The organism is Neobacillus terrisolis (assembly GCF_051233475.1).
GTDB lineage: Bacteria > Bacillota > Bacilli > Bacillales > Cytobacillaceae > Bacillus_BU.
On sequence record NZ_JBKFGH010000010.1, the window covers coordinates 1 to 19396 of the forward strand.

General features: G+C 40.2%; 13 protein-coding genes and 14 tRNA genes. 25 read left to right on the plus strand and 2 right to left on the minus strand.

Translation table 11 applies throughout. From position 1 onward, the window contains the following. Window positions 1-23: 23 nt before the first annotated feature. From ACI48O_RS07120 to ACI48O_RS07210, 19 genes are all read left to right on the plus strand, one after another. Window positions 24-100, plus strand: a tRNA-Pro gene (locus tag ACI48O_RS07120). Window positions 101-118: 18 nt separating this feature from the next. Further along, window positions 119-194, plus strand: a tRNA-Ala gene (locus ACI48O_RS07125). A gap of 21 nt (window positions 195-215) precedes the next feature. After that, window positions 216-292 (plus strand) — tRNA-Met (locus tag ACI48O_RS07130). Between the two features lie 9 nt (window positions 293-301). Then, window positions 302-378: transfer RNA gene (locus ACI48O_RS07135), tRNA-Ile, on the plus strand. 16 nt (window positions 379-394) lie between these two features. Then, window positions 395-487, plus strand: a tRNA-Ser gene (locus ACI48O_RS07140). 31 nt (window positions 488-518) lie between these two features. Then, window positions 519-592 (plus strand) — tRNA-Met (locus tag ACI48O_RS07145). 5 nt (window positions 593-597) lie between these two features. Next, a tRNA-Asp gene (locus ACI48O_RS07150) sits at window positions 598-674 on the plus strand. 5 nt (window positions 675-679) lie between these two features. Continuing rightward, window positions 680-752, plus strand: a tRNA-Phe gene (locus ACI48O_RS07155). A gap of 32 nt (window positions 753-784) precedes the next feature. After that, a tRNA-His gene (locus ACI48O_RS07160) sits at window positions 785-860 on the plus strand. 9 nt (window positions 861-869) lie between these two features. Beyond that, window positions 870-943, plus strand: a tRNA-Gly gene (locus ACI48O_RS07165). Between the two features lie 6 nt (window positions 944-949). Then, window positions 950-1026: transfer RNA gene (locus ACI48O_RS07170), tRNA-Ile, on the plus strand. A gap of 15 nt (window positions 1027-1041) precedes the next feature. Next, window positions 1042-1116, plus strand: a tRNA-Asn gene (locus ACI48O_RS07175). 7 nt (window positions 1117-1123) lie between these two features. Beyond that, a tRNA-Ser gene (locus tag ACI48O_RS07180) sits at window positions 1124-1214 on the plus strand. A 10-nt stretch (window positions 1215-1224) separates the two neighbouring features. Then, a tRNA-Glu gene (locus tag ACI48O_RS07185) sits at window positions 1225-1296 on the plus strand. A 650-nt stretch (window positions 1297-1946) separates the two neighbouring features. Then, window positions 1947-3893: a 1,4-alpha-glucan branching protein GlgB gene (gene glgB, locus ACI48O_RS07190; protein ID WP_435561053.1), complete on the plus strand. Its 1947-nt coding sequence runs from the start codon at window positions 1947-1949 to the stop codon at window positions 3891-3893. After that, on the plus strand, window positions 3835-5013 hold the full coding sequence (locus ACI48O_RS07195) for a glucose-1-phosphate adenylyltransferase (RefSeq protein ID WP_435561054.1): 1179 nt from the start codon (window positions 3835-3837) through the stop codon (window positions 5011-5013). Before glgB ends, ACI48O_RS07195 begins: the two co-directional genes overlap by 59 nt. Window positions 5014-5064: 51 nt before the next feature. Next, window positions 5065-6093 carry a GlgC family sugar phosphate nucleotidyltransferase gene (locus ACI48O_RS07200; protein ID WP_435561055.1) on the plus strand — a complete coding sequence of 343 codons (1029 nt, stop codon included), beginning with the start codon at window positions 5065-5067 and terminating at the stop codon, window positions 6091-6093. Then, the gene (gene glgA / locus ACI48O_RS07205) at window positions 6090-7544 is read left to right on the plus strand and encodes a glycogen synthase GlgA (protein ID WP_435561056.1); all 1455 of its coding nucleotides are present in this window, start codon (window positions 6090-6092) and stop codon (window positions 7542-7544) included. Before ACI48O_RS07200 ends, glgA begins: the two co-directional genes overlap by 4 nt. Beyond that, window positions 7534-9927, plus strand: coding sequence for a glycogen/starch/alpha-glucan phosphorylase (locus ACI48O_RS07210; protein WP_435561057.1), 2394 nt, complete (start codon window positions 7534-7536; stop codon window positions 9925-9927). Before glgA ends, ACI48O_RS07210 begins: the two co-directional genes overlap by 11 nt. 269 nt (window positions 9928-10196) lie before the next feature. Here the strand turns inward: ACI48O_RS07210 and ACI48O_RS07215 are convergent, their stop codons facing one another. Further along, on the minus strand, window positions 10197-11129 hold the full coding sequence (locus ACI48O_RS07215; protein WP_435561058.1) for a 1,4-dihydroxy-2-naphthoate polyprenyltransferase: 933 nt from the start codon (window positions 11127-11129) through the stop codon (window positions 10197-10199). A 363-nt stretch (window positions 11130-11492) separates the two neighbouring features. On the opposite strand from ACI48O_RS07215, the gene ACI48O_RS07220 reads away from it, so the two are divergent. The 6 genes from ACI48O_RS07220 (at window position 11493) to menC (ending at window position 19009) form a co-directional block, all read left to right on the plus strand. Next, window positions 11493-12905, plus strand: coding sequence for an isochorismate synthase (locus tag ACI48O_RS07220; RefSeq protein WP_435561059.1), 1413 nt, complete (start codon window positions 11493-11495; stop codon window positions 12903-12905). After that, window positions 12902-14653: a 2-succinyl-5-enolpyruvyl-6-hydroxy-3-cyclohexene-1-carboxylic-acid synthase gene (gene menD, locus ACI48O_RS07225; protein ID WP_435561060.1), complete on the plus strand. Its 1752-nt coding sequence runs from the start codon at window positions 12902-12904 to the stop codon at window positions 14651-14653. Before ACI48O_RS07220 ends, menD begins: the two co-directional genes overlap by 4 nt. Then, entirely contained in the window at window positions 14632-15468 is an 837-nt protein-coding gene (menH, locus tag ACI48O_RS07230; protein ID WP_435561061.1) for a 2-succinyl-6-hydroxy-2,4-cyclohexadiene-1-carboxylate synthase, read from the plus strand. The genes menD and menH overlap by 22 nt, the downstream gene beginning before the upstream one ends. Before the next feature lie 13 nt (window positions 15469-15481). Continuing rightward, a complete protein-coding gene (gene menB, locus ACI48O_RS07235) occupies window positions 15482-16300 on the plus strand; it encodes a 1,4-dihydroxy-2-naphthoyl-CoA synthase (protein ID WP_435561062.1) in 819 nt (272 codons plus the stop codon). A 107-nt stretch (window positions 16301-16407) separates the two neighbouring features. Continuing rightward, the gene (locus ACI48O_RS07240; RefSeq protein WP_435561063.1) at window positions 16408-17904 is read left to right on the plus strand and encodes an o-succinylbenzoate--CoA ligase; all 1497 of its coding nucleotides are present in this window, start codon (window positions 16408-16410) and stop codon (window positions 17902-17904) included. Next, window positions 17897-19009 (plus strand): o-succinylbenzoate synthase, encoded by a 1113-nt coding sequence (menC, locus tag ACI48O_RS07245; protein ID WP_435561064.1) that lies wholly within the window; start codon window positions 17897-17899, stop codon window positions 19007-19009. The genes ACI48O_RS07240 and menC overlap by 8 nt, the downstream gene beginning before the upstream one ends. An 80-nt stretch (window positions 19010-19089) precedes the next feature. On the opposite strand, the gene ACI48O_RS07250 is transcribed toward menC, so the two are convergent. Beyond that, window positions 19090-19254: a DUF1540 domain-containing protein gene (locus tag ACI48O_RS07250; protein ID WP_435561065.1), complete on the minus strand. Its 165-nt coding sequence runs from the start codon at window positions 19252-19254 to the stop codon at window positions 19090-19092. Window positions 19255-19396 lie beyond the last annotated feature (142 nt).

The following is a 19396-nucleotide window of genomic DNA, read 5'->3' on the forward strand; positions in this document are numbered from 1 at the left end:
CCTTTCGGGCGCGCCATTTAAATCGGGAAGTAGCTCAGCTTGGTAGAGCACTTGGTTTGGGACCAAGGGGTCGCAGGTTCGAATCCTGTCTTCCCGACCATGTAAATTATTTAATAATGGGGTCTTAGCTCAGCTGGGAGAGCGCCTGCCTTGCACGCAGGAGGTCAGGGGTTCGATCCCCCTAGACTCCACCATAAACAATCCTTAATAAATTTGGCGGTGTAGCTCAGCTGGCTAGAGCGTACGGTTCATACCCGTAAGGTCGGGGGTTCGATCCCCTCCGCCGCTACCAAATTTATACGGACCTTTAGCTCAGCTGGTTAGAGCAGACGGCTCATAACCGTCCGGTCGTAGGTTCGAGTCCTACAAGGTCCACCATTTAGTATTTATACGCGGAGGAATACCCAAGTCCGGCTGAAGGGATCGGTCTTGAAAACCGACAGGCGGGTTAAACCGCGCGGGGGTTCGAATCCCTCTTCCTCCGCCATATTTATCCTAATAGAATAAATTTTTACCGTCGCGGGGTGGAGCAGCCCGGTAGCTCGTCGGGCTCATAACCCGAAGGTCGCAGGTTCAAATCCTGCCCCCGCAATAAATGGTCCGGTAGTTCAGTTGGTTAGAATGCCTGCCTGTCACGCAGGAGGTCGCGGGTTCGAGTCCCGTCCGGACCGCCATTTATGGCTCAGTAGCTCAGTCGGTAGAGCAAAGGACTGAAAATCCTTGTGTCGGCGGTTCGATTCCGTCCTGAGCCACCTTAATATGATTTTTCTTATTAAAAATTATGGCGATTGTGGCGAAGTGGTTAACGCATCGGATTGTGGTTCCGACATTCGTGGGTTCGATTCCCATCAGTCGCCCCATCAAAATATGCGGGTGTAGTTTAGTGGTAAAACCACAGCCTTCCAAGCTGTTGTTGTGAGTTCGATTCTCATCACCCGCTCCATAATATGGGCCTATAGCTCAGCTGGTTAGAGCGCACGCCTGATAAGCGTGAGGTCGATGGTTCGAGTCCATTTAGGCCCACCATATTTTTGTAATTGTTCCGCAGTAGCTCAGTGGTAGAGCATTCGGCTGTTAACCGAACGGTCGTAGGTTCGAGTCCTACCTGCGGAGCCATTTATTTGGGGAAGTACTCAAGAGGCTGAAGAGGCGCCCCTGCTAAGGGTGTAGGTCGGGTAACCGGCGCGAGGGTTCAAATCCCTCCTTCTCCGCCAGATAAAGTTTGGCCCCTTGGTCAAGCGGTTAAGACACCGCCCTTTCACGGCGGTAACACGGGTTCGAATCCCGTAGGGGTCATATAAAAAAGCTATTAACCTAAGGTTAATAGCTTTTTTATTGTTAGTTTTGTTAGGAATGTTTAATAGGAAAGCAAGCTGAAATATTAAGAATTCTCTTCTAGCTTGATCCTGCTCTTTCCTCCATCTCTCAGTACCTACTCCGATATTTACCCTTTTCCCAGTCTATTAACACACTTGCTTTTTAACAGCCTCTCATTTAATAATACATAACAATTTACTTTTCTGAAATAATATATATCCTCCTAAATACCTAGTAAAAATCTCCTCTGTGCTTTTCTTATTACAAAATCATCTGCTAACAGCTAAAAACAAATAAAGACCAATTTCCTCTATATGTAATTTACATATATTTGCTGTTATAATCATTCATTAATTTCTGTTTCTATTAATTGAGCCTACTCCTGTCTAACTTCGAAAGGATTAAAAAATACCTATTTCACAAAAAATACTTTCTGATATATTTAGTTTTATTTTGTCGTAATCACGAGAATTTACTGTCGAATGATGATGGAACACAGTGAATATTCCCGTTGTGTATCACATATTAACTAAAACTGTCTTAATATTTGGAAAAGTATTGATAGGATAATATTATTTAACCATGTATATTACTAGATAGGCCAAGAAAAAAGAGTGGCGGGGTGTCTTATGACTGTGAAAACATTTTTACCAACAGAATTTGAGTTGTATCTTTTTCACGAAGGTAGGCTATTTGAAAGCTACCAATTATTTGGTGCACACATTTATGAAGAGGAGAATCGCTCATATACTAGATTCAGTGTTTGGGCACCTCATGCAAGGTCAATTAATCTTGTAGGTGATTTTAATAATTGGAATGGAAAGGGGTATTCCTTTCATAAAGTAAATAAAGAGGGTGTGTGGGTACTTGTACTGGAAGGGAACCTTGAGGGAAATCTTTATAAGTATGAAATTATTTCACAATCAGGGGAGAAGTCGTTAAAAACAGATCCGTACGGTTTTTATTCTGAATTAAGGCCACTGACTGCATCCGTTGTGTATAGCCTAGAAGGCTATAAATGGAACGATCAAGGATGGAAAAGGAAAAAGGCCAGAAAAAGTAATGAAACTGAACCTATGGTGATTTATGAGGTCCATGCAGGATCTTGGAAGAAGAAACAGGATGGCAGTTTCCTGAACTACAGAGAACTTGCTGATGAGTTAATTCCCTACATTCTTGAAGGGGGATTTACCCATGTCGAGTTATTGCCGTTGGTTGAACACCCGCTCGATGCCTCTTGGGGATATCAAGGAGTCGGTTACTACTCACTAACAAGCCGCTACGGAACTCCACAAGATTTTATGTATTTTGTTGATCAATGCCACCAGCATGGTGTTGGTGTAATTCTAGATTGGGTTCCAGGTCACTTTTGTAAAGATGCTCATGGTCTCTATTGCTTTGACGGGGATTTTACCTATGAATATAAGGAAAAGAATGATCGCGAGAATCACGTCTGGGGCACAGCCAATTTTGATTTAGGGAAGAAGGAAGTCCAAAGCTTCTTAATCTCAAATGCTTTATTTTGGATGAAGTATTACCATATTGATGGATTCCGTGTCGATGCCGTATCTAACATTATATTCTGGCCTAACTCCAATGGAGAACATGTAAATACATTTGGATTAGATTTTTTAAGAAATCTAAATCAGGTTGTTCATGAGCATGATTCTACTGTGCTTATGATTGCGGAAGATTCAACGGATTGGCCACAAGTAACTGTGCCGGTTGAGCATGGTGGACTTGGCTTCAGCTACAAATGGAATATGGGTTGGATGAATGACATGTTGACCTACATGGAAACAGAGCCCCAGTACCGTTCTTCAGAGCATAATAAGGTTACTTTCTCATTTTTATACGCCTTTTCTGAAAACTTCATTCTCCCTTTCTCTCATGATGAAGTTGTTCATGGGAAAAAATCACTTCTAAATAAAATGCCAGGAGATTACTGGAGGAAATTTGCACAATTACGATTGCTATTAGGCTATATGATGGCCCATCCAGGAAAAAAATTGCTGTTTATGGGAACTGAATTTGGTCAGTTTGCAGAGTGGAAAGATAAGGAAGAGCTTGATTGGAATTTATTCGATTATGAAATGCATCAAAAAATGGATGCGTACTGCAAGCAGTTATTAAAGATTTATAAGCGTTCCAAGCCGTTATATGAGCTTGATCATACTTACGAGGGCTTTGAATGGATTGATGTAAATAACAGTGAGCAATCTATTTTTTCGTTCATTAGAAAGGGTTCTAGCCCTGATGATTTTTTAATTATCGTTTGTAACTTTAGTGAGTCAACGTACGAAACTTATAAAGTTGGAGTGCCAAAGGAAGGTTCTTATCGTGAAATTTTAAACAGTGACGCTGCTATTTATGGTGGTGCCAATAATCATAACAAGAAAGTTTTAAAAACAGTTGCTGAGCCGTATCATGGAAAACCACACCACGTGGAAATGACGATTCCGCCTTTTGGAATTACTGTGTTGCGTCCTGTAAAACAACGAAAGGAGCTTGGGGAAAATGGGAAAGAAAAAGTGCGTCGCCATGCTATTGGCAGGAGGAAAGGGAAGCAGGCTTAATTCTTTAACAAAGGATATTGCCAAACCTGCTGTACCGTTTGGAGGAAAGTATCGTATCATTGATTTCACTCTAAGTAATTGTACAAATTCTGGTATTGATACCGTTGGTGTATTGACCCAATATCAGCCACTTTTATTAAATTCATATATCGGCATTGGTAGCGCATGGGATCTGGATCGCAGGAATGGTGGCGTTACCGTCCTTCCGCCTTACGCTGAAACCTCAGAAGTAAAATGGTATTCAGGTACAGCAAGTGCGATATATCAAAATATAAATTATTTAATGCAGTATGCTCCCGAATACGTTTTAATCCTGTCCGGTGATCATATTTACAAAATGAATTACGAATCTATGCTTGAATTTCATATCGACAAGGGCGCTGATGTAACGATTTCAGTTATTGAAGTACCGTGGGATGAAGCAAGCAGATTTGGGATTATGAATACGAACGAAGAAATGGGCATTACAGAGTTTGCCGAAAAGCCAGAGTTTCCAGAAAGTAACTTAGCTTCAATGGGGATTTACATTTTTAATTGGAAAGTATTAAAGGAATATTTGATAAAGGATAATGAAAATCCACAATCGAGTCATGACTTTGGCAAGGATATCATTCCTCGCATGTTGGAAGAGCAGAAAAAATTATTTGCCTATCCGTTTAAAGGGTATTGGAAGGACGTAGGCACAGTAAGAAGTTTGTGGGAAGCAAACATGGATTTATTGGATGAAAAATGTGAATTGAACTTATTTGATCCATCTTGGCGAATTTATTCGGTGAACCCAAATCAGCCCCCGCAATATATTTCCCCTGATGCTGCCATTTTAGAATCTCTCATCAATGAAGGTTGTACGATTGAAGGGGATGTTGAAAGGTCGGTTGTCTTCCAAGGTGTCACGATTGAACGCGGGGCGGTAGTTCGTGAATCCGTCATTATGCCGGATACCGTCATTGGAAAAAATGCCTTTATTGAAAAAGCAATCATTCCAGGTGGAATAACGATTCCAGATGGTGCTGTTATACGTGGCAATAACGATCCTGAAGGGGTTGCTTTGGTAACAGAGGAACTATTACTAGAAATTCCCGTTCAAACTGAATCAGCGCTGAATAAAAAGATTGGCTAATTTTTTATTATGATGATTCTACTATTAATATAAATTGGGAGGGTTTCAGCGTTGAAAAAACGATTATTAGGGGTTATAGATGCTACAACATATCAAGAAGATTTAGAAGAATTAATCACTGATAGATCGCTTGCTGCGGTCCCATTTGCTGGACGGTATCGCTTAATAGATTTTATTTTATCAAGCATGGTGAACTCAGGAGTAAAAAAGGTCGCTGTATTTCCAAAGTTTCAATATCGTTCTTTAATGGATCATATCGGATCAGGTAGAAATTGGGATTTGAATCGAAAACGGGATGGAATCTTCTTATTCCCACCTCAATTTTTAGATCGTCCAAATGATGGTGTGGGATCATTTAATCAATTTGCTGCTAACTTAGGATTTTTTAGTCGCAGTTCACAAGAATACGTATTAATTGCGAACTGTTTTACTGTTGCCAATATTGATTTCCGTTCAATTCTAAAGTCCCACATTGCTTCAAATTGTGATATCACAGAAATTCGAAGTGAGGGCAAATCACTTGAAATGTACATTGTGAAAACATCTCTGCTCATTGAGTTGATTGAAAATCGGAAAGAAACTGGGTTCACGTGTATGGATGATGTCGTGAATTCCCTTAATCATAATTATAAAATATGCTATTACCAATATACTGGATATGCTGTTATGATCGATTCGGTAAAAAAATACCACTCGACAAGTATGGAGCTTCTACAACCTAGCGTTTGGAAAGGTCTATTCTTAAAGGGACAGCCGATTTTTACCAAGGTCATGGATGAACCTCCGACTCGGTACACACAAGGTGCATCGATCCAAAATTCAATGATTGCGAATGGTTGTCAAATTGAAGGGAAAATCGAAAATAGTATTATTGCAAGAGGAGTTAAAGTCGGAAAAAACACAACGATCCGGAATAGTGTGATTTTACAAAAGTGCCAAATTGGAGACAATTGTGAATTGGACGGTGTTATCCTTGATAAAGACGTCGTTATCGAAGCCTCTAGAATGATCAAGGCTCCATTTGATGCACCAATTGTTATTCGTAACAGTACTGTTCAAGGGGCGCTGATGAATTCGTGAAAATCCTGTTTGCAGTCTCAGAATGTATTCCATTTATTAAATCCGGAGGACTTGCAGATGTTGCAGGATCTTTACCGAAAGAGTTAATAAACCAAGGCACAGATGTTAGAGTGATTCTCCCCAACTACGGGACGATCTCACAAAGCTATAAACAAAAAATGCGAAAAGTCATTGATTTTACCGTAAAGGTTGGCTGGAGAAATCAATATTGCGGATTGTTAGAGCTTAAATTAAATGGCGTCATTTATTATTTTGTTGATAACGAATACTATTTTAAACGAGAAGGCCTTTACGGCTATTTCGACGATGGAGAAAGATTTGCATTTTTTAATCGGGCTGTCCTCGATGCTGTTGCCCACTTGAATTTTTCCCCCGATATTATTCACTGTCATGATTGGCACACAGGGATGATTCCATTTTTGCATCGCATTGAATATTACCGAAAACCTGGATATGAATTCATTCGAACGATATTCACAATCCACAACCTATTATTTCAAGGTGTTTTTCCGAAGGATACGCTGGAGGATTTACTTGGAATTAGCACGAAATATTTTACCCAAGATCAATTGGAGTTTTTCGGAAATATAAACTTCATGAAAGCGGGTCTTGTTTCGGCAGATATGATTACGACGGTAAGTCCAACATACCTTGAAGAAATCCAAACCGCTTATTTTGGAGAAAAACTCGATGGTTTGTTGAGAAAGCGGCATGCTGACTTAAAGGGAATTCTTAACGGGATTGATGACACGTTTTATAATCCAGCTGATGATCCGTTGATTTATCGCAATTTTGATTCAGCAAGCATATCATTGAAGCTTGAGAATAAACGATATGTCCAAAGATCGTTAGGATTAACAGAAAATGATGATATCCCGTTAATGGTCATGGTTACCCGATTAACAAAACAAAAGGGACTTGATCTAGTAAAAGCTGTTTTTCATGAAATGATGGCGGAAAAATTGCAGCTGGTTGTGCTCGGTACAGGTGATTTCGAATTTGAATGGTTTTTCCGGGAAATGGCTCACCAATACCCTGACCAAGTTAGGGTCCAAATTGGCTTTAATGAAGAATGGGCCCATCAGCTTTATGCAGGTTCTGATATTTTTTTAATGCCGTCGAAATTTGAACCATGCGGGTTAGGGCAAATGATTGCGATGAGGTACGGAAGTATTCCAATTGTAAGGGAAACAGGCGGTCTTAATGATACTGTTACAGCCTATGATGAGTGGTCGGAAAAGGGGAATGGGTTTTCATTCGCGAATTTTAATGCTCACGATATGCTGTTTACGATTAGACATTGTTTGTCCTTCTATCATTATAAAAAACCAATCTGGAGGAAACTAGTGAAGACAACCATGGATTTAGACTTCAGTTGGGCCCAATCGGCATTTCAGTATAACCGGCTTTATTCCGAACTGATATCAAGGAGTGAAAGCCATGTTTTCTAATAAACAGGAATTTCAACAAGCCTTTTTAAAACGCCTCGAGATGTTGTGTGGCAAGCCCTTTAAAGAAAGTACCAAGAACGACCATTTCCTTACATTAGGGCAAATGATTAGAGAGCATGTCAGTTCAAATTGGATTCATACAAAGGAAAAATATCGAACATCACAAGAGAAACAGGTTTATTACTTATCGATTGAGTTTTTATTAGGGCGATTACTGCGTCACAATTTAATGAATTTAGGGATTGAAGAACTGGTAGAAGGCGGATTGCAAGAGCTGGGAGTAGATTTAGAGGAATTAGAAGAGATCGAATCCGATGCAGGGTTAGGGAATGGAGGGCTCGGTAGATTAGCTGCCTGCTTTTTAGATTCCCTTTCTTCTTTAAATCTTCCTGGACATGGATGTGGAATTCGTTATCGGCACGGTTTGTTTGAACAAAAGTTTGTTGATGGGTATCAGGTTGAGCTTCCTGAGCAATGGCTCCGTTATGGACAGGTCTGGGAAATTCGCAAAACGGACTTAGCTGTAGAGGTTCCTTTTTGGGGAGAAATCGAATCCTATTTTGAAAATAATCGCCTTTCCTTTCGCCATATAAACGCTGAAGTGGTAACAGCAGTACCTTATGATCTTCCGGTCATTGGCTATCACACTGATACTGTGAATACGCTAAGATTATGGAGTGCGGAACCTTCTCCATATCCTTTTTATCAAGATGTGATGAAGTACAAGCGGGAAACAGAGGCGATTTCGGAATTTCTATATCCTGATGATACCCATGATGATGGGAAAATTCTCCGCCTAAAGCAGCAGTATTTATTAGTTTCTGCGAGCATTAGGTCGATCATTCGCAGTTTTCGGGCTACTCATCGCCCTATTAATGAACTGCCAAATCGAATTGCGATTCATATTAATGATACCCACCCTGTCATGGCTATTCCTGAACTGATGAGAATTCTTCTTGATGAGGAGAAATTGGGCTGGGAAGAGGCCTGGGATATCACCACGAATACGATTTCCTATACAAATCACACAACGCTGTCAGAGGCGTTAGAGAAGTGGCCGGTTCGCCTGTTTAAGCCGTTGCTGCCAAGAATCTATATGATTATCGAGGAAATTAATCGGCGTTTTTGTGAGAAATTATGGGAGATTAACCCTGGGGATTGGGATCGGATTCATAACATGTCGATTATCGTTAATGATGAGGTAAAGATGGCTCACTTAGCACTGGTGGGAAGCTACAGTGTTAATGGTGTTGCCCAAATTCATACCGATATTTTAAAAAATAGAGAGATGAATCTGTTTTATCAGGTTTTTCCTGAAAAATTTAATAATAAAACGAATGGAATTACCCATCGACGCTGGTTGTTAAAGTCAAATCCGAAGCTCTCCTCGTTAATTACAAGTGCGATTGGGACTGGCTGGATCCAATCTCCACAAGAACTTATTAAGTTGACAGAGTTTAAAGAGGATAAAGGATTTTTAGATAAGCTTCAGAGCGTTAAACAAGAAAATAAGGAGCGTTTTTCACAACGCGTTTTTGAACAGACTGGAATAACGATCGATCCACACTCTATATTTGATGTTCATGTTAAAAGGCTGCACGCCTATAAACGTCAATTATTGAATGTACTTCACATTATGCACCTTTATAATCGTCTCAAGGAAGATTCAAGCTTCAGATTGTATCCGCGGACGTTTATCTTTGGTGCAAAAGCTTCGCCGGGCTATTATTATGCAAAAAAAATTATTAAATTAATTAACACGGTAGCTGAAAAAATCAATGGTGATCCAGCCGTACAGGATCAGTTAAAGGTTGTATTTTTAGAAAATTACCGCGTATCAGTTGCTGAGGAACTTTTCCCGGCTGCCGATGTGAGTGAGCAGATTTCCACTGCAAGCAAGGAAGCATCAGGAACAGGAAATATGAAGCTAATGATGAATGGCGCACTGACGGTTGGTACATTAGACGGTGCAAATGTAGAAATTAAAGAGCGCGTGGGTCTAGAGAATATTTTTATTTTTGGCTTAACAGCTGAGGAAGTGCTCCATTTTTATCAAAAAGGCGGCTATCATTCGATGGAATATTATCATCATGATAAAAAAATACGCCATGTTATTGATCAATTAACAAATGGATATTTTCCTGATGTTGATGATGAATTTGAACCTATTTATGACTCCTTATTGATTCAAAATGATCAGTATTTCGTGCTTAGAGACTTTGATTCTTATGTATCCATTCATAAGGAAGTAGAGCGAAAGTTTAAAAACCGTGACCAGTGGATCAAAATGAGCCTGCAAAATATTGCAGCCTCAGGTTATTTTTCGAGCGATCGAACCATTAAAGAATATGCGGACGATATCTGGAAAATAAAACCAGTATAAAGGCAAATACAAAGCCTGCAAAAATAGAAAAGCTGACTCATTTGAGTCAGCTTTTTTGGTGTTTTAGGAAATTATAGAATTCCAAGCTGTGGATAACTATTGCACAGTTAGAATCGTCCAGCTCCAGCGCCCAGCTCCTAGTGTACTTCGCCCACCTCCCTACGATAAGTCAACATCGAATCGCTATCGCTCTTCGTGTTTCCTTTATCTCAGTCGATGTGCTCCAGTCCATACAGAGCTACCCGGGCGCTTGCGCTTTTGTTCCTATTTTATAAAAAATAATCTAAAAATAAACCGATTGAAAGAAGAAATCCGAAGATTGTGTTCGTTTGGGCAGTGGCTTTCATGGCCGGCATCATTTGAAGCGGCATATTGTTACGAATAAAACCAGTTACTGCATTTAATGGTTTAGGTGAACTGATCAGAACAATGGCTAACCATGGTGTGGCAATCTTTAACAAAATAAGGGCAAAAACCCATAAATATGAAACGATAAACATTCCTGCTAAAAAGATAATCGCGCCTTTTCTTCCCAAAAGGATCGCTAATGTTTTCCGTCCAAATTTCTTGTCCCCATCTAAATCCCTGATGTTATTAGACATTAAAATGGCTCCAACTAAAATCGTAATTGGAATGGAGATTAGAATCGCTGTCCCCGTAACTGTACCTGTTTGAATAAAAAAGGAAATTAAAATGATTAAACATCCCATAAAAAAGCCTGCAAAAAGTTCTCCAAGAGGAGTGTAAGCAATTGGAATCGGTCCGCCTGTGTACAAATATCCTGCTGCCATTGAGACGGATCCAATAAGCGCAAGCCACCAGCTGCTGTTTGCGCAAATATAAACACCGAGCAATAATGAGATTCCGTACAGCGCAAGTGCAAGGTATAAAACGGTACGAGCTTCGATGCCTTCGCGAACAATTGCTCCGCCAATCCCAACTGATTCAGCTGTATCTAAACCGCGTTTGAAGTCATAATATTCATTAAACATATTTGTTGCTGCCTGAATAAGTAAACATGCTAGCAGCATAGCCAGAAAAAGTCCAAAATGTATGTCAGTAAGAGGCATTGCTAAAGCAGTACCCAATAAAACCGGCACAAATGCCGCTGTAAGTGTATGAGGTCTTGTTAGTTGCCACCAAACTTTCCAGCCTGGTTGTTTAACAACTGAAGAAGACTTTGTATGCATTTGTGGTTGCATAGATCAGACTCTCCCTTGTGAAAAATATTTATAAAAAGAATAAGGAAAACTATATTATTTTAATGGATAAACAGGTAGTTGTCAAAGAACCTCCTATTTAAGTGTAGAAAATGCAAACCGAAGTGTCAATTCATTTCATTTGGCTGGAAATGAATATAGAAAGGATGATTATTTTGGATGGCCTCTTGTTTTACCACGAAGAAAATAGTCGTTTTGTATAGATGGAGTGAAATCATAATATAATAAGGAAAATACTAGGGTTGCTGTGACACGGATTATTGACACGATTTGTAATGAGGTGTATCTTATAATAAGCTTAAAATGAAAGGATAGCAGTAGTTTACTGTTATTGGGGGGATTATTTTGGTAATCTTACATGAATCGGAGTTAAAGACGCGGATCTTCGAAGCAATCACAAGAGCCAAAGCTTTAGCTACACCTGTACTAGTTAGTGAAGTTCATAAAATTGATCCTATTGAACCCCTGTCATTTTTCTTTTCTGGTAGTGAAAAATACTTTGGTGAACGCTTTTTTTGGAAAGACCCATCAAATCAAAATTTTTTGGTAGGCTTAGGGATCTCAAAACAAATTCAGTCCGATCAGAGTTCTGATCGTTTTTGTCATGTTCAAAATGAGTGGAAGCGCTTTATTGAAAATGCCATTATTAATAATCCATATTCACATAACGGCTTAGGTCCTGCGATGTTCGGGGGCTTTTCTTTTGATCCGTTAAAGCCTAAAACAACGTTGTGGTCTAAATATTCAAATTCACTTTTTCACATTCCAAAGTATATGCTTTCTATTTTTGAAGGACAAGCATATTTAACCACCAATATTCTTTGTACACAGCATGATGACGCTTCGTTAGTGGAAAAAATAAGCTCTGAAAGAGAACGGTTACTGAATTCGGCAAAAGATTCGATTGCATTCAACGATAGTCAGCTTGTTAAGACAGAGGAAATTCAACCAGAAGCTTGGAAAAAAACAGTTGATCAAATTGTAGCGGGACTGCAGACAGAACAATTACCTTTAAAAAAAGTGGTTCTCGCTCGGGAGCTAAGACTTTTCTTTAATGAACCTGTCCGTGTTGAAAGAGTGCTCGCACACCTTTTATCAGAGCAAAAAGAAAGCTTTGTTTTTGCCTTTGAATCTCACGGTGATTGCTTTGTTGGAGCATCGCCTGAACGATTATTGAAAAAAAGCGGCAATGATCTTTTTACAACATGTTTAGCTGGTTCCATTAAACGCGGGAAAACAGTTGAAGAAGATTATCTGTTGGAACAAGAAATTTTATCAGATCAAAAGAATTTAATCGAACATCAATACGTGGTTGACATGATAAAAGGAGCAATGAGTGAAGTTTGCACTGAAGTCATTATCCCAGAGAAACCACGGATGATGAAAATGAGAGATATTCAACATTTATATACACCTGTAATCGGGAAAACGGAGGATGATTCCTCTTTGCTGCAAATTGTTGAACGGCTTCATCCAACACCGGCATTAGGTGGACTTCCGAAACAGGAAGCGGTTGAAAAGATTCGCGAAGTAGAGCTGTTGGATCGCGGTCATTATGGAGGACCATTAGGATGGATGGACTACTGTGGAAATGGAGAATTTGCGGTGGCGATTCGTTCTGGTTTAATTCAAGGGAAGGAAGCATCTTTGTTTGCAGGTTGTGGTGTAGTGGCTGATTCAGATTCAGAAAGTGAATACTTAGAGACAAACATTAAGTTTCGTCCGATGCTTACGGCGCTTGGAGGAGAAGGAATATGAATCACCAAGAATCACTTACTGCTTATTTAGCAGCATTTGTTGGAGAGCTGGTTGAATCAGGTGTTACAGACGTTGTTGTGAGTCCGGGATCAAGGTCAACCCCATTAGCATTAATGATGGCCGAACACCCGGGCCTTAAACTTCATATTCAAATTGATGAACGCTCAGCTGGTTTTTTTGCATTAGGCATTGCCAAGGCACAGGGGAAATCGGTTGCCCTTCTTTGTACATCAGGTACAGCAGCGGCCAACTATTTTCCAGCAATCGTTGAAGCGAATATTTCAAGGGTGCCGCTCATTGTCTTAACCGCCGATCGCCCACATGAACTGCGGGATGTAGGTGCTCCACAAGCAATTGACCAGATTCATCTTTATGGCCAGCATGTTAAATGGTTCGTAGAAATGGCTTTACCAGAAGCAACAGATGAATTAATTCGCTATGCTCAAACCGTTTGTGCAAGAGCGATTGCTACTTCGCAAATGACTCCAGCAGGGCCTGTTCATTTGAATTTGCCATTTCGTGAACCGTTGTTGCCAAAACTGGATGATCCACAAGTGTTTGAAAAAAATAAACGCGTTAAAGGGCCGATTAAAATTGTATCAGGCGAATTAACATTATCTCTTGAACATTTTAAAAGACTTGCAGCTTCATGGTCAGAGGAAGCTAAAGGGGTCATTGTGTGTGGCCCGCTTGACCACCCTCTTTTTCAAGAAGCTGTCATTAAGCTTGCAGAGAAACTTCAGTTTCCAATTCTCGCTGATCCGCTCTCACAATTAAGAAGCGGAGAGCACAGCCAAACACAAATTATTGATACATACGATACATTTTTGCGAAATCAAGCTGTAAAGGAATATTTGAAACCCGAAATCGTTATTCGTTTTGGAGCGATGCCTGTTTCAAAAGCATTGACGATTTTTTTAAGGGAAAATGATGACGCCTTGCATTACGTTGTAGATGGTGGCAGAGGTTGGCGCGACCCAAATGCGATGACCTCAGAAATGCTTTATTGTGATGAGTATATTTTATGTCAGTCGGTATTATCGTTTATAGAAGATCGACATGAATCCGCTTATTTTGAGCAATGGGTAAACTTAAACGAATTGACTAAGAATCAGTTATCCAGTGTAAATGATGAAATCAAATTAAGTGAAGCGAAGCTGTTCTATCAGTTGTCCAGCCTTCTGCCACATGGGGCAACTGTTTTCGTGGGAAATAGTATGCCGATTCGAGATTTAGATTCGTTCTTTCATAATAATGGAAAATCGCTTCGCATTATGGCTAATCGCGGTGCAAATGGGATTGATGGTATTGTATCGACTGCACTTGGAGCAGCAACCGTTCACCAACCGCTTTATTTAGTGTTGGGGGATTTAACGTTATTTCATGATTTGAACGGTTTATTGGCATCAAAAATGCTTGAAATCCCGATCCGAATTATTTTAATTAATAATAATGGAGGCGGCATTTTTTCATTTTTACCTCAAGCGGGTCTTCCAAAACATTTTGAACGGTTATTTGGTACACCGTTAAATATCGATTTTAAACATGCGGTGCAAATGTTTGAAGGAAAATATGAAACCATTGAAAATTGGGACCATTTTTCAGCTGTCATAAAAAACGATTTCGATTATCCGGGACTTGTTGTTTATGAGATTCCGACAGAAAGAGATGCAAATGTGAATGAGCATCGAAAATTGTGGAATGATGTTTCCCAGGAAATAGAAAAATGGCTAAAGATAAACCAATGAGTATGGATGTAAATGTGAACGGAATTCGTTATCATGTTGAGATGGTTGGTAATGGTTATCCTCTCGTCCTGCTTCATGGTTTTACTGGTAATGCAGGAACGTGGAGGCCTTTTAGTAAACATTGGGCACCTGATTCAACCTTAATCATGATTGATATCATTGGTCATGGCTTGACTGATGCTCCAGACCAACTTGAACATTATCAAATGGAAGCAGCAGTCCGGGATTTATCATCTGTTTTGGAGAAAATGAATATTGATAAAGCCGATTTTCTTGGTTATTCTATGGGAGGAAGGTTGGCACTATCGTTTGCGGCAACGAATCCCGAAAAGGTAAGAAAACTCATTCTTGAAAGTGCTTCTCCGGGTCTTAAAACGGAGCAGGAAAGAATCGAGCGACAAAAGAGTGATCGAAAGCTTGCAGACTTTATTCAAGATCAAGGAATAGAAGCTTTTGTCGATTACTGGGAGAACATTCCTTTGTTTGAAACGCAAAAAAATCTTCCCCTTACAATTCGTCAGGAAATCAGAAAGCAGCGCTCTACCAATTCCGTTATCGGTTTGGTTAACAGTCTATATGGCATGGGAACGGGTGCGCAAATTTCTTATTGGGATCAATTAGAAAAGCTGACTTTTGAGGTTTTATTGATAACCGGGGAACTAGACAATAAGTTTTGTGCGATCGCAAATGAAATGAAGGAAAAACTGAGCCATTGTCAATGGACTGTGGTAGAAGGGTGCGGTCACGCAATTCATGTGGAACAAGCAGGAAAATTTGGTACAATAGTAAGGGAGTTTTTAAAATCTATTAAATAAGGAGGAATACACTATGACAGTTGAATGGATCGCTGCCCGTCAATACGAGGACATTTTATATGAAAAGTATAATGGGATTGCCAAAATTACGATTAACCGTCCTGAAGTACGCAATGCATTCCGTCCCAAGACCGTAATGGAGCTTATTGATGCTTTTGCTTATGCGCGTGATGATAAGGATGTCGGTGTTATTATTTTAACAGGAGCAGGGGATGATGCATTTTGCTCCGGTGGGGATCAAAAAGTCCGTGGTCATGGCGGATACGTTGGCGATGATCAAATCCCACGTTTAAATGTGCTTGATCTTCAACGCCTTATCCGGGTAATTCCTAAGCCAGTTGTAGCGATGGTAAAAGGATATGCAATCGGTGGAGGTCATGTATTACATATCGTTTGTGACTTAACGATTGCGGCTGACAATGCTAAATTTGGACAAACTGGTCCTAAGGTCGGCAGCTTTGATGCTGGATATGGCTCCGGCTATTTAGCAAGAATCGTCGGTCATAAAAAAGCTCGTGAAATATGGTACTTATGCCGCCAATACAATGCTCAGCAAGCATTGGATATGGGGCTGGTTAATACGGTTGTACCGTTAGACCAGGTTGAAGCAGAAACGGTTAAATGGTGTGAGGAAATGCTTGAAATGAGCCCAACAGCCCTTCGTTTCTTGAAAGCTGCATTTAATGCTGATACGGACGGTTTAGCTGGTATTCAGCAATTTGCTGGTGATGCAACATTGCTTTACTACACTACTGATGAAGCAAAAGAAGGTCGTGACGCATTTAAAGAGAAGCGAAAGCCTGACTTCGGGAAATTCCCGCGTTTCCCTTGATCGATAGTATAAGTTGACCAGCTTATGAACTAGAAAAACAGCTTGATGGACTCCATCAAGCTGTTTTTTTGAAGACATATACAAGGTTTAAGTGGGTGATTTGAATCGTGACACAACAAATTCCAAATTGGTTAACGAAGCGGGCTTTTTTAACTCCTTCTCGACCTGCGGTTATTTTTGATGATGTAACATTTTCTTTTCAAGAAGTATATGAAAAAGTTTTAATTACGTCTGGGCAACTGGCTTCAGTTTCAATCAAAAAGGGTCAGTTTGTGGGTGTATTGTTAAAAAATCATCTTGATACAGTAGTTATTCTTTATGCTTTGCAAATGCTCCGGGCAACTGCCGTCATTTTAAACAACCGGCTTTCCGATGAGGAAATTGCCTGGCAGCTTCATGATTCTAAGAGCACGGCATTAATTTCCGAGGAGTCATTTTCCTCGACAATAGCGTCTTTACAAGCCAAGCAGCCGTTATATTCCATTTGGACAAAGCAGCAGATTTTCAGCATGGAACCTGTTACGTTCCCGATTCGTGACGAATATAATCTTGAGGATATTTGTACCATCATGTATACCTCGGGCACGACTGGCTTTCCGAAAGGGGTTATCCAAACATACGATAATCATTGGTGGAGTGCGATTGGATCGGCTTTAAATCTTGGATTGAATGATGATGATTGCTGGCTGTGCACAGTGCCGCTCTTCCATATTAGCGGTTACTCCATCTTAATGAGGAGCCTAGTGTATGGAATCCCAATTGTTCTCCACCAGGGCTTTGATGAACGTAGAGTCCTTACTGATATACAAAAACATAAGGTAACCATCATGTCAGTCGTGACGACAATGTTGACAAGAATGGTGAATGAGCTTGGGAACAATCGAATTCCAGCACATTTTCGTTGTATGCTGCTAGGGGGTGGTCCTGCCCCACTGTCGCTACTGGAGGATTGTGCGAAAATCGGGATTCCTGTGTTTCAAACATATGGAATGACGGAAACCTCATCACAAATTGTAACGCTGCTTCCCGAAAATAGTCTAAATAAGTTAGGCTCAGCAGGCAAACCTTTGTTTCCGGCTCAGTTAAAAATTGTCGATGCTGATGGTCTGGAATTAGCTCCTGTCCAAGAAGGAGAAATAATTGTCAAGGGTCCAAACGTTACGCAAGGCTATTTATACCGTGAAACAGAAAATGCCATTAAAATTCGAAATGGCTGGCTTCATACGGGTGATATCGGATATGTTGATGAGGACGGATTCCTCTATGTTCTAGACCGCCGGGCTGATTTAATTATTTCAGGTGGTGAGAATATTTATCCTGCAGAAATTGAGGGGGTCCTGCTTTTACATGAAGGAATTGTCGATGCGGGTGTAATAGGGATCGAAGATGAACAATGGGGCCAGGTTCCGGTTGCTTTTGTGGTGGCAAAAGAGTTAATTGAACTTTCAGAGGCAGATATTATTTCCTTTTGTCAACATAAGCTTGCCAAATATAAGGTACCAAAGAAAATCATTTTTATTGATGAATTACCAAGGAATGCAGCTAATAAACTGCTTAGAAGAAACCTTCGTGACCAATTGGAAAGAGGTCATGCTAATGATTAAAATCAAAACGATTACATTGTACCTTATCTCAAAGCGATTAAAGCTTCCGTTTTCTACTCATCTCGAAACGGTCAATGATAGAGAAGCGATAATTGTTGAAGTTACGGATCATCAGGGATTTCAGGGCTATGGGGAAGTGGTTGCTTTTTCTTCTCCTTGGTACACTGAGGAAACGGTTAGCACGTGCTTTCACATGCTGAAGGATTATTTTATTCCATTATTAAAAAAAGAGTCAATTACTCATCCGAACGAAGTGACTGCCCTGTTAAATAAATATAAACGTAATCAAATGGCCAAGGCAGGCTTAGAAACTGCGATATGGGACTTATTTGCCAAGAGGCAGCAAATGTCGCTGTCGAGCTTACTAGGAGGCTCAAAAACGAAGATTTCATCCGGAGTAGTGGTTGGGACTAGTTCAATCAAAGATGCGATCAGTCAAATAGAATCGTATTTAGCGGATGGATATCAAAGAGTAAAGCTGAAAATAAGTCCTGACCATGATATTAACTTGATTGAGCCGATCAGAAAACAGTTCCCCAATCTGTCGATTATGGCTGACGCGAACTCAGCTTATTCGTTGAAAGATATCGATCGACTTAAAGCGTTGGATCAATATGGGTTATTGATGATTGAGCAGCCTTTGGCCCATGATGATATTATTGACCATGCTACTTTACAAAAGGAAATTCAAACGCCTATTTGTTTGGATGAGAGTATTGTAACGTATGAAGACGCCAGGAAAGCGATTGAATTGGGGAGCTGCCAAGTTATTAATGTGAAAATCGGCAGGGTGGGCGGCCTGCAAACCGCAAAACAAATTCATGATTTAGCCTTACAAAAGGGGATTGATGTGTGGGTTGGCGGAATGTTGGAATTTGGAATTTCGCGAGCGCATAATATTGCCCTTGCCTCTTTACCAGGGTTTACAATACCGGGGGATATTTCTGCATCAAGCCGTTATTGGGATGAAGATATTACTCTTCCTGAAGTAACCGTTGAAAACGGGTATATTGAAGTACCAAAGGGGCCAGGGATTGGCTTTGATATTAACAAGTTCAGTTTGGAAAAATCGACTGTTTTTAAAGAATCGTTTTCACTAATATAGTAAGGGCCAGACATATTGTAGTCTGGCCCTTATACTGCTAAAAGAAATGGTAAACCGATATTCTTGGGAGGGAATTGTTATTAAGACAATTCATCATTAGGAATAAAGGTTTTGCAATCTGTTCCAGAGCTTGTGTCTGCTGTATCTCCACTTTGGCTGACAACATAAATTTGGTCAGCGCCACAAAGGTTTCCACTTTCCCAAAATTGACAATTTCTCACTTCACATAAAACATCTTTTGCCATGCTGTATCACTCCTTCTTTAGAGGTACATCCATATCATTTGAAAATGGGGGCAGAATCACTCCTGTTAAAATCATCGCATTTTACCAATTGTTTAACACAGTAAAGCGGCGGGGGACTGTCCCCCGCCGCTTTGCTGTGTTG

What these genes read in the sequence shown, in the direction of transcription:
- ACI48O_RS07215 (WP_435561058.1), bottom strand. Translation starts at nt 11,129, where the DNA reads ATGCAACCACAAATGCATACAAAGTCTTCTTCAGTTGTTAAACAACCA.
- menB (WP_435561062.1), top strand. Translation starts at nt 15,482, where the DNA reads ATGACAGTTGAATGGATCGCTGCCCGTCAATACGAGGACATTTTATAT.
- ACI48O_RS07195 (WP_435561054.1), top strand. Translation starts at nt 3,835, where the DNA reads ATGGGAAAGAAAAAGTGCGTCGCCATGCTATTGGCAGGAGGAAAGGGA.
- ACI48O_RS07210 (WP_435561057.1), top strand. Translation starts at nt 7,534, where the DNA reads ATGTTTTCTAATAAACAGGAATTTCAACAAGCCTTTTTAAAACGCCTC.
- ACI48O_RS07250 (WP_435561065.1), bottom strand. Translation starts at nt 19,254, where the DNA reads ATGGCAAAAGATGTTTTATGTGAAGTGAGAAATTGTCAATTTTGGGAA.
- menH (WP_435561061.1), top strand. Translation starts at nt 14,632, where the DNA reads ATGGCTAAAGATAAACCAATGAGTATGGATGTAAATGTGAACGGAATT.
- menD (WP_435561060.1), top strand. Translation starts at nt 12,902, where the DNA reads ATGAATCACCAAGAATCACTTACTGCTTATTTAGCAGCATTTGTTGGA.
- glgB (WP_435561053.1), top strand. Translation starts at nt 1,947, where the DNA reads ATGACTGTGAAAACATTTTTACCAACAGAATTTGAGTTGTATCTTTTT.
- menC (WP_435561064.1), top strand. Translation starts at nt 17,897, where the DNA reads ATGATTAAAATCAAAACGATTACATTGTACCTTATCTCAAAGCGATTA.